Source organism: Streptomyces sp. NPDC041200, assembly GCF_055591805.1.
The window spans coordinates 282,334-296,887 of the sequence record NZ_JBVIZF010000006.1 but is presented as its reverse complement, the minus strand read 5'-3'; the positions used below and the strand labels follow the sequence as shown (position 1 = coordinate 296,887).

At 70.7% G+C, this 14,554-nt stretch carries 13 protein-coding genes; 5 read left to right on the top strand and 8 right to left on the bottom strand.

Going from position 1 to position 14,554, the window contains the following annotated elements:
- Nucleotides 1-7: 7 nt before the first annotated feature.
- Complete coding sequence (locus tag ACZ6CL_RS18225; RefSeq protein WP_468937113.1) at nucleotides 8-1,324, bottom strand: MFS transporter; 1,317 nt, start codon at nucleotides 1,322-1,324, stop codon at nucleotides 8-10.
- A gap of 331 nt (nucleotides 1,325-1,655) precedes the next feature.
- Here ACZ6CL_RS18225 and ACZ6CL_RS18220 point away from each other — a divergent pair, with 331 nt between their 5' ends.
- Nucleotides 1,656-3,170, top strand: a complete 1,515-nt coding sequence (locus ACZ6CL_RS18220) for an amino acid permease (protein ID WP_468937112.1) — start codon at nucleotides 1,656-1,658, stop codon at nucleotides 3,168-3,170.
- Nucleotides 3,171-3,231: 61 nt separating this feature from the next.
- Nucleotides 3,232-4,848: a GMC oxidoreductase gene (locus ACZ6CL_RS18215; protein ID WP_468937111.1), complete on the top strand. Its 1,617-nt coding sequence runs from the start codon at nucleotides 3,232-3,234 to the stop codon at nucleotides 4,846-4,848.
- Between the two features lie 61 nt (nucleotides 4,849-4,909).
- Here ACZ6CL_RS18215 and ACZ6CL_RS18210 read toward each other — a convergent pair whose 3' ends face one another.
- Nucleotides 4,910-5,137, bottom strand: a complete 228-nt coding sequence (locus ACZ6CL_RS18210) for a DUF5133 domain-containing protein (protein ID WP_468937110.1) — start codon at nucleotides 5,135-5,137, stop codon at nucleotides 4,910-4,912.
- 55 nt (nucleotides 5,138-5,192) lie between these two features.
- Entirely contained in the window at nucleotides 5,193-6,668 is a 1,476-nt protein-coding gene (locus ACZ6CL_RS18205) for an MFS transporter (RefSeq protein WP_468937109.1), read from the bottom strand.
- Between the two features lie 171 nt (nucleotides 6,669-6,839).
- Between ACZ6CL_RS18205 and ACZ6CL_RS18200 the strand changes: the two genes are divergently transcribed.
- Nucleotides 6,840-8,033: a cytochrome P450 gene (locus ACZ6CL_RS18200; RefSeq protein ID WP_468937108.1), complete on the top strand. Its 1,194-nt coding sequence runs from the start codon at nucleotides 6,840-6,842 to the stop codon at nucleotides 8,031-8,033.
- Nucleotides 8,034-8,237: 204 nt separating this feature from the next.
- Here ACZ6CL_RS18200 and gcl read toward each other — a convergent pair whose 3' ends face one another.
- The 3 genes from gcl to ACZ6CL_RS18185 are packed head-to-tail and all read right to left on the bottom strand — an operon-like array spanning nucleotide 8,238 to nucleotide 11,807.
- Nucleotides 8,238-10,016 (bottom strand): glyoxylate carboligase, encoded by a 1,779-nt coding sequence (gcl, locus tag ACZ6CL_RS18195; RefSeq protein WP_468937107.1) that lies wholly within the window; start codon nucleotides 10,014-10,016, stop codon nucleotides 8,238-8,240.
- Between the two features lie 25 nt (nucleotides 10,017-10,041).
- Nucleotides 10,042-10,938, bottom strand: coding sequence for a 2-hydroxy-3-oxopropionate reductase (locus ACZ6CL_RS18190; protein ID WP_468937106.1), 897 nt, complete (start codon nucleotides 10,936-10,938; stop codon nucleotides 10,042-10,044).
- A 35-nt stretch (nucleotides 10,939-10,973) separates the two neighbouring features.
- A complete protein-coding gene (locus ACZ6CL_RS18185; RefSeq protein WP_468937105.1) occupies nucleotides 10,974-11,807 on the bottom strand; it encodes a hydroxypyruvate isomerase family protein in 834 nt (277 codons plus the stop codon).
- Nucleotides 11,808-12,202: 395 nt separating this feature from the next.
- On the opposite strand from ACZ6CL_RS18185, the gene ACZ6CL_RS18180 reads away from it, so the two are divergent.
- A complete protein-coding gene (locus ACZ6CL_RS18180; protein WP_468937104.1) occupies nucleotides 12,203-12,403 on the top strand; it encodes a DUF3311 domain-containing protein in 201 nt (66 codons plus the stop codon).
- Entirely contained in the window at nucleotides 12,400-13,893 is a 1,494-nt protein-coding gene (locus ACZ6CL_RS18175) for a sodium:solute symporter family protein (RefSeq protein ID WP_468937103.1), read from the top strand. The genes ACZ6CL_RS18180 and ACZ6CL_RS18175 overlap by 4 nt, the downstream gene beginning before the upstream one ends.
- 73 nt (nucleotides 13,894-13,966) lie before the next feature.
- Here ACZ6CL_RS18175 and rpsN read toward each other — a convergent pair whose 3' ends face one another.
- Nucleotides 13,967-14,272 carry a 30S ribosomal protein S14 gene (rpsN, locus tag ACZ6CL_RS18170; protein ID WP_468937102.1) on the bottom strand — a complete coding sequence of 102 codons (306 nt, stop codon included), beginning with the start codon at nucleotides 14,270-14,272 and terminating at the stop codon, nucleotides 13,967-13,969.
- The gene (gene rpmB, locus ACZ6CL_RS18165; RefSeq protein ID WP_468937101.1) at nucleotides 14,272-14,508 is read right to left on the bottom strand and encodes a 50S ribosomal protein L28; all 237 of its coding nucleotides are present in this window, start codon (nucleotides 14,506-14,508) and stop codon (nucleotides 14,272-14,274) included. Before rpmB ends, rpsN begins: the two co-directional genes overlap by 1 nt.
- Between the last annotated feature and the right edge of the window lie 46 nt (nucleotides 14,509-14,554).

The following is a 14,554-nucleotide window of genomic DNA, read 5'->3' as shown; positions in this document are numbered from 1 at the left end:
CCTCCCGTCAGCCCGCCGCGTCGACGGCCAGCCCCGCGCCGTCCGGCACCGGCCCCGCCGTGTACGCGTCCGGCAGATCGCGGCGCCGTCGCATCGGTCCCAGCGCCAGGATCAGCCAGCAGGACGCCGACAGCGCCGTCATGATCCACATGGTGGGGCGCAGCCCGAGGGTGCCGCCGAGGAGTCCGCCGAGCAGCGAACCGAGCGGAATGGTGCTGTGGTTGAGCATCATCGTCGTCGCGACCACCCGGCCCAGCAGCTCGGGCGGGCAGTACCGCTGCCGGAAGCTGCCCACCACCACGTTGCACACCGCGACGCCTGTCCCCACCATGAACGAGCCGACCGCGAACAGCAGCAGCCCGGCGCCCGGCGCGGTCAGCGGCATCAGCAGCGCGAACGGGCTGGTGACCGCCTGCAGTACGAGCATCCCTCGGGCGGAGCCGAAGCGGCGGCCGAGGGCCGTGGCCAGCAGGGCGCCGAGGATGCCGCCGAGGCTGCCGGTCATCATCAGGACGCCGACCGTCGACTCGGACGCTCCCACGGTGCGCACCAGAAACACGATCTGTACGGCCTGACACCCCATCAGCGCCATGTTGAGCACGGCCCCGTACGTCACCATCGGCCGCAGATAGGGGTCATGGCGGACGAAGCGCAGCCCCTCGCCGATGCGGCGGCGCAGCGTGGCCGTCGCGTCGGGGGCCGCCGGGGCCGTTTCCCGGGTCCGGATCATCAGCAGGCACACCGCCGAGACGACGAAGGTCATGGCGTCGATCAGTAGCCCGGCGACCGCGCCGAACGCCTGGGCGATCAGCCCGGCGGTTCCGCGGCCGACCACGCGCGTAGCGGCCTCGCTGCCCTGGAGCTTGGCGTTTCCCTCCAGTAGGTCGCGCTCGTCCAGTACGGCGGGGATGTACGCGTGGTAGGCGGTGTTGAAGAACACCGTCGACGCCCCGCACATCACCGCAACCACCAGCAGCTGGGCCAGCGTCAGCACATCCAGCCAGGCCGCCACCGGGACACTCACGTACAGTGCCGCCGCCACGAGATCGCAGGCGATCAGCAGCGGCCGCCGCCGCACCCGGTCCACCCAGGCCCCGGCGGGCAGCCCGATCACCAGCCACGGCAGCCACACCGCGGCGGCGAGCAGCCCGACCGCGAAGGTGTCGGCCCGCAGCTCCACCACCGCGACCAGGGGAAGCGCCACCGTGGTGATGCTGGCGCCCAGCCCGCTGGTGGTCTCGCCGAACCACAGCAGCCGGAAGTCCCGTTGTCTCAGCACCCCGGGCCGCCGTTGGGTGCCCTCGGCACCATGCGTCGTGTCCATGACCCTTTGATACGCGCCCGGGCCGGACCCGTCATCCCAATGGGGCCGGGGCGCCGCGCGGCCTCCGGCGGCCTCGCTTTATTACATCTGTATGAAACCGAGGGGCTCGATGCGTGACACCTGTCGATGGTCGGGCTCTGGCGGGACACCTAGATTCCACTGAACCGCAACCCACCTCACATCTGCCTCCACCGGGGCTTCGGTCCTGCTCAGGGCCGCCTTTCGTGTCGCCGATCGGGGACACGGCTCACTGCCGGTGATGCCCCGCGCGCCTCACAGGCGTGCGTCCGCGCGCGCCGACTCCCGCCGTCATCAGAGACGAGGAAAGCTCATGAGCGCCCATAAGCCGATCAGCACGGACGCCCGCGCCCCCAGCGGCGCCGAACCGCCACCGGGGGCGGCCCCGCCCGGCGGCTCCGGCTCCGGATCGGATTCCGGCTCCGGTCTGCAGGCCGGGCTGAAGAACCGCCATCTGTCGATGATCGCCATCGGCGGGGTGATCGGGGCCGGGCTGTTCGTCGGCTCCGGGGCGGGGATCGCCGCGGCGGGGCCCGCCATTCTGCTGTCGTACGCCCTGGTCGGCACCCTGGTCGTGCTGGTCATGCGGATGCTCGGCGAGATGGCCGCCGCCGACCCGGTCTCCGGTTCGTTCTCGTCGTACGCGGACCGGGCGCTCGGCCGCTGGGCGGGGTTCACGATCGGCTGGCTGTACTGGTTCTTCTGGGTCGTGGTGCTGGCCGTGGAGGCCACCGCGGGGGCCGCCATCCTCACCGGATGGGTGCCCGCGGTGCCGCAGTGGGCGTGGGCGCTCATCGTGATGGTGGTGCTGACCGCGACGAACCTGTTCTCCGTGGGCTCCTACGGGGAGTTCGAGTTCTGGTTCGCGGGCATCAAGGTGGTCGCGATCGCCGTGTTCATCGTGGTCGGCGGGCTGGCGGTGTTCGGTCTGCTGCCGGGTGGCTCCGACGGCGCGGTCGGTGCCGCGAATCTGACCGGTCACGGCGGCTTCCTGCCGAACGGGCCCGGTGCGGTGCTCACCGGGGTGCTGATGGTCGTGTTCTCCTTCATGGGCAGTGAGATCGTCACGCTCGCGGCGGCGGAGTCCGCCAATCCGCGCAAGGCGGTCGCCCGCGCCACCAACAGCGTGATCTGGCGGATCGCGGTCTTCTACCTCGGTTCGATCGCCATCGTGGTGACGCTGCTGCCGTGGGATTCCCCCGAGGTGAAGAAGAGCCCGTACGTGGCCGTGCTGGACCACATCGGCATCGCTCACGCAGGTCAGCTGATGGACGTGATCGTGCTGACCGCCGTGCTCTCCTGTCTCAACTCCGGCCTGTACACGGCCTCCCGGATGGCGTTCTCGCTCGGCGGCCGCGGGGACGCGCCGAAGAGCTTCAGCCGCACCACCGCGCGCGGTGTCCCGGCCACGGCGATCCTCGCCTCGGTCGTCTTCGGCTTCGTGGCGGTCTTCTTCAACTACGCCTACCCCGACACCGTGTTCCAGTTCCTGCTGAACTCCTCCGGTGCGGTGGCGCTCTTCGTCTGGCTGGTGATCTGTTTCTCGCAGCTGCGGATGCGCAGGACCCTGGAGCGGGAGGCGCCGGAGCGGCTGACGGTGAAGATGTGGGCGTACCCGTATCTGACCTGGATCACCATCGGCATGATCGTTTTCGTGGTCGGCTACATGTTCACCGATCCGGACGGCCGCGAGCAGATGATTCTGTCGCTGCTCGCGGCGGCGCTGGTGCTCGGTGTCGCCCTGGTGCGCGAGGTCCGGCGGAAGCGGACGCCGGAGGCGCCCCAGGTGTCCGAGGCGCCCGATGCACCCGTAAAAGATCTGACGTAGCGTCAAAAGACCATGTGCGCGCAGGATGGGCGGAGTGGCCGATTCCGCCCATGATGCGGCCATGGAAGTAAAACTGACACGTCGTCACTTTCTGGGGCTGGCGGCCCTCCAGACGGCCGCCGCCCTCGGACTCACCAGAATCGGCCTCACCCCGGCGGCCGCCGCCCGGAGCGCCGACTACGCCCCCGCCCTCGTCATCGGATCCGGCTACGGCGCGGCGGTCGCCGCGCTCCGGCTGGGCGAGGCGGGCATCCGCACCCTGGTCATCGAGATGGGCCGGCTCTGGGAGGCGCCGGGGGCGGACGGGTCGGTGTTCTGCTCGATGACCACCCCCGACCAGCGCTCCATGTGGTTCAAGCGCAGGACAGAGGCGCCGCTGTCCACGTTCCTGTGGCTGGACGTCATCAACAAGGACATCACGCCCTACCCCGGTGTTCTGGACCGCGTCCGGCACCCGAACATGTCCGTCTACGTCGGCCGGGGGGTCGGCGGCGGATCGCTGGTCAACGGCGGTATCGCGGTCACCCCGCCCCGCGCGTACTTCCAGGAGGTGCTGCCGGGCGTCGACGCGGACGCCATGTACGGCACGTACTTCCCGCGCGCCAACCGCATGCTCGGCACCGCCGCCATCCCCTCCGACTGGTTCGAGACCACGGAGTGGTACCAGTACGCCCGGGTGTCCCGTGCCCAGGCGAGCGCGGCGGGGCTGAAGACCGTCTTCGTGCCCAGCGTCTACGACTTCGACTACATGCGGCGCGAGGCCGCCGGGACCGCCACCAAGTCCGCGCTGGCCCAGGAGGTCATCTACGGCAACAACCACGGCAAACGCAGCCTCGACAAGACCTACCTGGCGGCGGCCCTCGGCACCGGGAACGTCACCATCCACACGCTCAGCCGCGCCCGGGCGGTGCGGCGCGCGGCCGACGGTACGTACGTCGTCACCGTCGACCGCATCGACACCACCGGCGCGGTCACCGCGACGGACGAGATCGGCTGCCGCTCCCTCTTCCTCGGCGCGGGCAGCCTGGGGACGACCGAACTGCTGCTGCGCGCCCGCGAGACCGGCGCGCTGCCCGCGCTGAACGCGGAGGTCGGCCGGGGCTGGGGCGGCAACGGCAACGTCATGCTGGGCCGCGCCAACCACATCTGGAATCCCACCGGGGCCCATCAGTCCACGATCCCGGTGACGGCCATCGACGACTGGTCCAACGCGGCCAACCCGGTCTTCGCCGAGATCGCCCCGCTGCCGGCCGGGACCGAGACCTGGGCCAGCCTCTACCTGGCGATCACCAAGAACCCGCAGCGCGGCACCTTCACCTACGACGCCGCCAAGGACGCCGCCGTACTGAACTGGACCGCCGCCCACAGCGCCCCGGGCATCGCCGCCGCCAAGTCCCTCTTCGACCGGGTCAACGCGGCCAACGCCACCATCTACCGCTACGACCTCTTCGGCGACACCCGCGCCTTCGCCGGAGACTTCTGCTACCACCCGCTGGGCGGCGCCGTCCTGGGCCGCGCCACGGACACCTACGGCCGGGTGTCCGGTTACCAGCGGCTCTACGTGACCGATGGAGCCCTCATCCCGGGCTCCATCGGCGTCAATCCCTTTGTGACGATCACGGCCCTGGCGGAACGCACCATGGCCCGCGTCCTCACCGAGGACGACGTCGGCCGCTGACGGCAAGCGGCCCCGGGACGTACCGCATCGCGCCCCGGGGCATCACCTCACGTGCGCGGTCTCAGGTGCTCAGCAGAGAATCGTCCTGCACGCGGGCGCCGGGGAGCCGGTGCCGGGCGGCGATCAGGGCGGTGTCCACGTCCCGGGTCCCGGTGGAGACGCACAGCGTGTAGGCGACGTCGTCCATGCGCTGCCGCACTGCCGCGCTGCCCACGTCGGCCTGCAGGGACCGCAGGGTCTCGTACTGCTCGACGAGGTTGCGCAACACGGCGGGGTGGGCCATCAGCATGGGGGCTCTCCTCGGGGTGATGAACTGCCGGACATCGGGCTGGTCGCGGATCCGTCTACCCGGCGCGCGTGGCCCCATGCGTGGCCGTGGCGGGCGCCACCGCCACCGGGGCCGCCGGGCGCTGCCGGGGGAGGAAGGCGGCGAGGGCGAAGGCGAGCAGGGCCGCCCCGGCGCCGACGGCCATGACCACCCGGAAGCCGTCCTGGGCGGGGAGGGTGACGGGGCCGAGCGTGGTGGTCATCTCGGCCAGGACGACGCCCGCCACCGCGCTGGAGACCGAGGTGCCGATGGACCGCATCAGGGTGTTGAGGCTGTTGGCCGCGGCCGTCTCCGTCACCGGCACGGCCGCCATGACGAGCGCGGGCATGGCGCCGTAGGCGAGCCCGATACCGGCGCCGATGACGCAGGACACCAGGACGAGGTGCCAGATGGCCGACATCAGCGCGATGTTGAGGCCGTAACCCGAGGCGACCACGACGGCGCCGAGCATCAGCGTCACCTTGGGGCCCTGGTTCTTGGAGATGCGTGCGGACAGCGGCGCCATGGCCATCATCACCAGACCCGACGGCGCCATGACGAGGCCGACGGTCAGCATCGTCTCCCCGAGGCCGAAACCGGTGGCCTCCGGCAGCTGGAGCAGCTGCGGCATCAGCAGGGACATCGCGAACATGGAGAAGCCGAACACCGCGGAGGCGAGGTTGGTGAGCAGCACCTGACGCCGCGCGGTGGTGCGCAGGTCCACCAGCGGCCGCGCGGAGCGCAGTTCCCACCGGCCCCACAGCGCCAGCGTGACCGCCGAGGCGAGGAAGAGCCCGAGGGTGGGACCGCTGGTCCAGCCCCAGGCGGCCCCCTTGGAGATCGCCAGCAGCAGGCAGACCAGCGCGACCGAGAGACCGGCCGCCCCCGCCACGTCGAACCGTCCGCCGCTGCGCACCGCGGATTCGGGGACGAGCCTGGCCACGAGCGCGGTGGCGAGGACGCCGAATCCGGCGGCCGTCCAGAACAGCACATGCCAGTCGGCGCGTTCGGCCAGCAGCGCGGCGGCGGGCAGGCCCAGGGCGCCGCCGACCCCGAGCGAGGCGCTCATCAGGGCGGTCGCCGCGCCGAGCCGCTCAGCGGGCAGTTCGTCGCGCATGATGCTGATGCCGAGCGGTATGACCCCGGACGCCAGGCCCTGCAGGGTCCGTCCGACGACCATCGGGGCCAGGGAGTCGCTGAGGGCGCCGACGACCGATCCGGTCACCAGCAGGCCCAGGCTGATCAGGAGCATGCGGCGCTTGCCGTACATGTCTCCCAGCCGCCCGATCACCGGTGTCGCGACGGCGGCCGCGAGCAGGGTGGCGGTCACCGCCCAGGTGGCGTCCGACGCCGAGGCGTTCAGCAGGCTGGGGAGCTGGGGGATCAGCGGGATCACCAGGGTCTGCATCAGCGAGACCACGATCCCGGCGAAGGCCAGGACCGCCACGACGGTGTTTGCCCGCGGCGGTCCGGAGGCTCCGGCGGTGGTGGGTCTGGGCAGGGCGTCGGACATGGCGGAGCCTTCCGTACCGGGCGAGCGGCATGCGTCGCGGACAAATTTAAATCAGTTGCTTGACTTAATGTAGCGGATCGGATTGCCTGATCACCGGACGACGCCCGGATCGGAGGGGGTGACCGTGGCGGACGGGGCCGTACGGAACGGACAGCAGAGGGAGAAACGGGCATGACGCTTGCGGAGTTTCCGATGGCCAGGGCGGCGGGCTGCCCGTTCGACCCGCCGCCCGCGCTGCGGGAGGCGACGGAGGAGGGGCCGCTCGCGAGGGTCCGTCTGTGGGACGGCAGTACCCCGTGGCTGGTGACCCGGCACGCCGAGCAGCGGGCCCTGCTGGGCGACGCGAGGGTCAGCGCCGACGCCGCCCGGCCCGGCTATCCCAGCTCGGCCCCGCTGCCCCCGGGCGGCACCGGCTTCAGCTTCATCCTGATGGACGACCCCGAACACGCCCGGCTCCGGCGGATGGTCACGGCGCCGTTCGCCATCAAGCGGGTGGCGGCGATGCGTCCGGCCGTGCAGAAGATCGTGGACGGGCTGATCGACGAGATGCTGGCCGGACCCGCGCCGCGCGACCTGGTCCAGGCGTTCGCCCTGCCGGTGCCCTCGCTGGTGATCTGCGAGCTGCTCGGAGTGCCGTACGCCGACCACGACTTCTTCCAGGAGAACAGCAACGTCCTCATCAACCGCGAGGTGACGCCCGAGCAGCGCTCGGCCGCCCATGGAGCGCTGCTCGGCTACCTGGACGGCCTGATGGGCGAGAAGATCGCCCACCCCGTGGACGATCTGCTGTCCGGGCTGGCCGGACGGGTCACGGCGGGCGAGCTGACCCGCGAGCAGGCGGCCCAGACGGGCGTGCTGCTCCTGCTCGCGGGCCACGAGACCACCGCGAACATGATCGCGCTGGGCACCCTCGCCCTGTTGGAGAACCCCGAACAGCTCGCCCTGCTACGGGAATCGGACGATCCGAAGCTCGTCGCCTCGGCGGTGGAGGAGCTGCTGCGCTACCTCAACATCACGCACAGCGGGCGGCGCCGGGTGGCGCTGGAGGACATCGAGGTCGCGGGCCAGGTGATCCGGGCCGGGGAGGGGATCATCCTGGCCAACGACATCGCCAACCGCGACCCCGAGGTCTTCCCCGACCCCGACCGGCTGGACCTTCGGCGCGACGCCCGCCGCCATGTGGCGTTCGGCTTCGGGGTGCACCAGTGCCTGGGCCAGCCGCTGGCCCGGATGGAGCTGCAGGTCGTCTACAGCACCCTCTACCGCCGCGTCCCCACCCTCCGGCTGGCCACCGGTCTGGAGAAGATCCCCTTCAAGCACGACGGTTCGGTCTACGGCGTCTACGAACTGCCCGTGACCTGGTGACCCCGTCCCGGCTCGGGCCGGGGTCACACCTGGGGCGCGGGCAGCAGGTCGAACCACGCGCCGGGGGCGTCCAGGGCCGAAGGCGTGGGGCTGGAAGGCCGCTGCCGCGAGTGTTGCTGGAAGCCTCCCGGCGGCGCGGCTTCGACCGCGTGGATCACGCCGCCGGGAGGAGCTTGAGGGTGCCGGGCGGTGTCGCCCGGGGCGTCATCCGATGGCGGTGCGGACCGCCGTGGGGGCGTGTTCGGGGCTGGTGGCGAGGTCCTCGAACTCGTTGACGTTGTCGAGTTCGGTGCCCATGGACACGTTGGTGACGCGCTCCAGGATGACCTCGACGACGACCGGCACCCGGTGTTCGGCCATGAGCTTCCTGGCCTCTTCCAGGGCGGGCGCGATGCGGTCGGGTTCGAAGACCCGGATGGCCTTGCAGCCGAGCCCTTCGGCGACCTTGACGTGGTCGACGCCGTAGCCGCCGACCTCGGGGGCGTTGATGTTGTCGAAGGAGAGCTGGACGCAGTAGTCCATGTCGAAACCGCGCTGGGCCTGGCGGATCAGCCCCAGATAGGCGTTGTTGACGACGACATGGAGGTACGGGATCTGGAACTGGGCCCCGACCGCGAGTTCTTCGATCATGAACTGGAAGTCGTAGTCGCCGGAGAGGGCGACGACGGTGGTGTCCGGGTCGGCGGTCGCCACGCCCAGCGCGGCCGGGACGGTCCAGCCCAGCGGCCCGGCCTGACCGGCGTTGATCCAGTGCCGGGGGCGGTAGACGTGCAGCATCTGGGCGGCCTGGATCTGGGAGAGGCCGATCGTGGAGACATAGCGGGTGTCCGGCCCGAACGCCCGGTTCATCTCCTCGTAGACCCGCTGCGGTTTGACCGGCACCTGGTCGAAGTGGGTCTTGCGCAGCATCGAGCCCTTGCGGCGGCGGCAGCTGTCGGCCCAGTCGGCGCGGTCCGTGAGGGTGCCCGCCGCCTTGAGTTCCCGGGCGGCCTCGACGAACAGCCGCAGGGCGGCCCCGGCGTCGGAGACGATGCCGTAGTCGGGCGCGAACACCCGGCCGATCTGGGTGGGCTCGATGTCGACGTGGACGAAGGTGCGGTCCTTTGTGTACGTGTCGACACCGCCGGTGTGGCGGTTGGCCCAGCGGTTGCCGATGCCGAGGACGAAGTCCGACTCCAGCAGGGTGGCGTTGCCGTAACGGTGGGAGGTCTGGAGGCCGACCATGCCCGCCATCAGCGGATGGTCGTCGGGGATGGCGCCCCAGCCCATCAGGGTGGGCACGACGGGAACCCCGGTCAGCTCGGCGAATTCCACCAGCAGATCGGCCGCGTCGGCGTTGATGGTGCCGCCGCCCGCGACCAGCAGCGGCCGCTCGGCGGCCTGGAGCATCCCGATCGCCTTGTCGATCTGCGCCCGGGTGGCGGCCGGTTTGTGGAGGGGCAGCGGCTCATAGGTGTCCGGGTCGAACTCGATCTCGGCCATCTGGACGTCGATGGGCAGGTCGATCAGGACCGGTCCGGGGCGGCCGGACCGCATGAGGTGGAACGCCTGCTGGAAGGCGCCCGGCACCTGTGCGGGCTCCAGCACGGTCATGGCCATCTTGGTCAGCGGCGCCGCGATCGAGGCGATGTCGACCGCCTGGAAGTCCTCCTTGTGCAGCTTGGACACCGCCGCCTGGCCGGTGATGCACAGGATCGGGATCGAATCGGCGCTCGCCGAGTACAGGCCGGTGATCATGTCGGTGCCCGCGGGGCCACTGGTGCCCACGCAGACCCCGATGTTCCCGGCCCTGGCCCGGGTGTAGCCCTCGGCCATGTGCGAGGCGCCCTCGACGTGCCGGGCCAGGACGTGGGTGAGGCCGCCGTTGCCGCGCATCGCGGCGTAGAAGGGGTTGATCGCCGCTCCGGGGAGACCGAAGACGTGGGTGGTGCCCTCGCGCTTGAGGATCTCCACCGCCGCCTGGGCCGCTGTCATACGCGCCATGGGGTTGCTCCTGTGGTTCCGGGGTTCAGTGGATGTCGCGGCCGGCCAGGCGCTCGACGCCGCGCAGCAGTGCGGAGTGGTCCAGGCCGCCGTCGCCGCAGGCACGGGCGGAGGCGACCAGCTGGGCGACGACGGAGCCGACGGGCAGCGGCGCGCCGACCGCCCGCGCCGCGTCGGTGACGATGCCCATGTCCTTGTGGTGCAGATCGATGCGGAAACCGGGCTGGAAGCTGCGGCTCAGTACGGCGTCCCGCTTGCGGGCCAGCACCGTCGATCCGGCCAGGCCGCCGCCCAGCACCTCCAGCGCGGCGCCCAGGTCCACCCCGGCGTTCTCCAGGAACACCACTGCCTCGGCCAGGGCCTCGAGGTGGACGGCGACCATCAGCTGGTTGGCGGCCTTGACCGTCTGACCGGAGCCGTGCGGGCCGACGTGCACGACGGTGGTGCCGAGCGCCTCGAACACCGGCCCCGCTTCGGCGAAGTCGTCCGGCTCGCCGCCCACCATGATGGACAGCACGCCCTCGACCGCCCCGGCCTCACCGCCGGAGACCGGGGCGTCCAGGGTGCGGACGCCCTTCTCCTTGGCGGCGGCCTCGACCTCCAGGGAGGTCTGCGGGGTGATGCTGCTCATGTCGATCAGCAGGGTGCCCGGCGCGGCGTGTGCCAGGACGCCGTCCTCGCCGAGGACGACCTCCTTCACCTGCGGGTCGGCCGGGACCATGGTGATGACGACCTCGGCGTCGCGCACCGCCTGCGCGATGCTGTCCGCGCCGTGGCCCCCGGCCGCGGTGAGCTTGTCGACGGCGGGGCGGCTGCGGTTGTAGCCGGTGACGGTGTGCCCGGCCCTGACCAGGTTGGCGGCCATCGGGCCGCCCATGATGCCCAGGCCGATGAAGGCGATCTTCCGTGGTGTGGCGGTCATCGTGGCGCTCCTTCGTGTTGTTGAGGGCTGTCAGGTCAGGCGTGGGCGGAGCTGCCGCGCCGCTCGCGCGGGAGCCAGTCGAAGCTGTCGGCGCTCGGGCCCTGGGCCTTGTACTCCAGGCCCACCCAGCCGTCGTAGCCCGCGGTCTCCAGCGCGGTGAGCTGCCCGTGGAGGTCCAGCCCGCCGGTGCCCGGGGCGCCCCTGCCGGGCGCGTCCGCGATCTGGACGTGGCCGACGCGTCCGGCGTGGTCGTCGATCACCCGCGCCACGTCGTCGCCGTTGACGGCCAGGTGGTAGAGGTCGGCGAGGAAACGGAGGTTGCGGGCGCCGGACGCGCGCTCCACCCGGTCGATGACGCCGAGCGCGTCCGCCGCGGTGAGCAGCGGATACGCGGGGGCGCCGCTGACCGGCTCGACCAGGACCGTGCCGCCGACGCGCCCGGCGGCCTCGGCGGCCAGTGCCAGGTTCTCGGTGGCGAGGGCGTCCTGCTCGGCCGGGTCGGCTCCCTCGACGCGGTTGCCGTACAGGGCGTTGAACGCGCGGCAGCCCAGCTGTTCTCCGATGGCCACGGTCACGTCGATGTTGTCGCGGAACTCCGTGCTGCGGGCGGGCCAGGACACCAGGCCGCGGTCGCCGCCGGGCATGTCCCCGGCGAAGAAGTTCAGCCCGGTCAGCCGGACCCCGGCGTCCCGCACCGCCCGGATGAAGGCGTCGATGTCCTTGTCCTCCGGCACCGCCACGGTGTGGGGCCACCAGAACTCGACCGCGTCGAACCCGGCGGCCTTCGCCGCGTCCGGGCGCTCCAGCAGCGGCAGCTCGGTGAACAGGATCGACAGGTTGACCGTGTACGGGAGGCGGTGGTCGCTCATGTCTCACATCCCAGGAAGGAGAGTGCTCCGCAACTTCCACGATGCGGATAATGGTTTTTGCTTAGTGGAATGACAACCCGCGGGGCGCGCTGGCGTCAAGCCCCCGGCGGCGGTTGATGGTGATGGGTCCGCTTCAACGAAATGTTTGATCCATCCGGTCCGCGTGAAGCGTTGACATGGCTTCGCGGCGGACCTATACATCTCCCAAGTTGAAAAAAGTTTTCCGCGAAGTGGAATGGCCTGGATGGGGGAGGTGACCACCCCCTCCCATGGGCCGAGCCGTCCCCCGGTGGCAGCACCCCCAGCACCCCGGCGGGACCGTCCCACGCTCGTGTCATCCCCAGAGGAGCCCCGCCCCGTCTGTGGAGTGCGGCCCGGCCCAGGAGGTTCTTGACGTGAAACCCATCCATCTGCTCGGTGCGATCCCGTTTCTCGGGATCCTCGGGGGGATCTTCTTCGTCAACCGGGTGACGCCCTACGTCCTCGGTATGCCGTTCATCCTCTTCTGGCTGGTCCTATGGGTCGTCCTGATTTCGGTGACCATGGCCGTCATCTACCGGCTCGACCCCGCCAACCATGAGGAAGGCGCCTCATGATCGCCCTCGCCATCATCTTCCTCTTCCTCGCCGCCTCGCTCCTGCTGGGGCTGCGCGCCCGGCGCGGCAGGGACATGGACCTCGAACAGTGGTCGGTCGGCGGCCGCGGCTTCGGCACGATCTTCGTCTTCCTGCTGCTGGCCGGTGAGATCTACACGACCTTCACCTTCCTCGGCGCCTCGGGCTGGGCGTACGGCAAGGGTGCCCCGGCGTACTACATCCTCTGTTACGCCTCACTCGCCTATGTGCTGTCCTACTGGCTGCTCCCGGCCGTGTGGCGCTACGCCAAACAGCACCGGCTGATCTCGCAGTCCGACTTCTTCGTGGCCAAGTTCGAGAGCCCGCTGCTCGGCGCGCTCGTGGCCCTCGTCGGTGTCATCGCGATGGTGCCGTACCTCGTCCTGCAGCTGAAGGGCCTCGGGATCATCGTGTCCGTCTCCTCCGACGGCCGCATTCCCTCCCACTGGGCCATCGTGATCGGCACCGTCGCCCTGACCGTCTACGTCACCATCTCGGGCATCCACGGTTCCGCGTGGACCGCCGTCATGAAGGACGTCACCATCCTCGCGGTCGTCCTGATCCTGGGCATCTACCTGCCGATCCACTACTTCGGCGGCTTCGAGAACATGTTCCAGGCGGTCGACAAGAGTCAGGCGGGCTTCCTCACGCTGCCCGACAGTGGCATGAGCACCTCGTGGTTCGCCTCCACGGTGTTCCTCTCGGCACTCGGCTTCTACATGTGGCCGCACACCTTCAGCGCCTCCTACAGCGCGCAGAACGAGCGTGTCTTCCGCCGCAACGCCATCTTCATGCCGCTCTACCAGCTCATCCTGCTCTTCGTCTTCTTCGCCGGGTTCGCGGCCATCCTCGTCGTGCCCGGCCTCAAGGGCGCCGACGCGGACCTCTCGCTGCTGCGCATCACCACCGCCACGTTCCCCCCGTGGTTCGTGGGCATCGTCGGCGGCGCGGGGCTGCTCACCGCGCTGGTCCCCGGGTCGCTGCTCCTCATGACGTCCGCGACCTGCCTGGCGAAGAACGTCTACCGCCTCGCCCGCCCGCAGAGCAACGACCGTCAGGTGACCAGCCTGGCGCAGTGGCTGGTCCCCGCGCTCGCGCTGGTGTCCCTCTACTTCACCTTCAACGGCGGCAGTTCGATCGTGTCGCTGCTGCTCATGGGCTACTCCCTGGTCACCCAGCTCTTCCCCGCCCTGCTCGCGAGTCTGGCCAAGCGGAATCCGGTCACCAAGCAGGGAGCGGCCGCGGGCATCGTCGTCGGAGTGGTCACGGTCGCCGCCGTCACCCTCTCCGGTGCCACGGTCGGCAGTCTGCTGCCGGGATTCCCGCAAGCGATCAAGGATCTGAACGTGGGCGTCATCGCGCTGGTCCTCAACACCGTGGTGATGGCGGCCGTTTCCGCCGCCACCCGCCCGGCGGGGCGCCCCGGCCCCGCGCCGCAGGCCCAGCCCGAAGCCGCGGCCGGCACCGGCTGACACCGGCTGATACCGCGTGGATACGCCGCCACCCCCGGCCCGGCCGGGGGTGGCGGCGTCTGTGCGGGCGGGGTCACCAGCTGCTCTTGGTCACCCCGGGCAGCTCGCCCGCGTGCGCCATTTCGCGCAGCCGGATGCGGGACAGGCCGAAGGTGCGCAGATGGCCACGGGGGCGGCCGTCGATGGAGTCCCGGTTGCGCACGCGCGTGGCGCTGGCGTCGCGCGGCTGGCGGCGCAGCTCCCGCTCGGCGGCCAGGCGTTCCTCCTCCGGGGTGTGCGGAGCGGCGATGAGCGCCTTCAGCTGGGCGCGGCGCTTGGCGCAACGGGCGACGATCGCGCGCCGCCGCTCATTCTTGGCGATCTTGCTCTTCTTCGCCATCAGACCTTTCCTCCCCGGGCGCGGATGCGGGCCACGGCGGCCTCGACGCCGATGCTGTCGACGGTCTTGACGGCCCTGGCGCTGAGCGTGAGCCGCACATGCCGCCCCTCGCTGGCCAGCCAGTAGCGCTTGCGCTGGATATTGGGGTCGAACCGGCGCTTGGTGCGGCGGTGGGAGTGCGAGACATGGTTGCCGAAGCCGGGCTGCCGGCCGGTGAGTTGGCAGTGGGCGGACATGGGTCCTCTCGGGTGGTTGCGCTCGTGCTGTTCGGGAACGTGGATG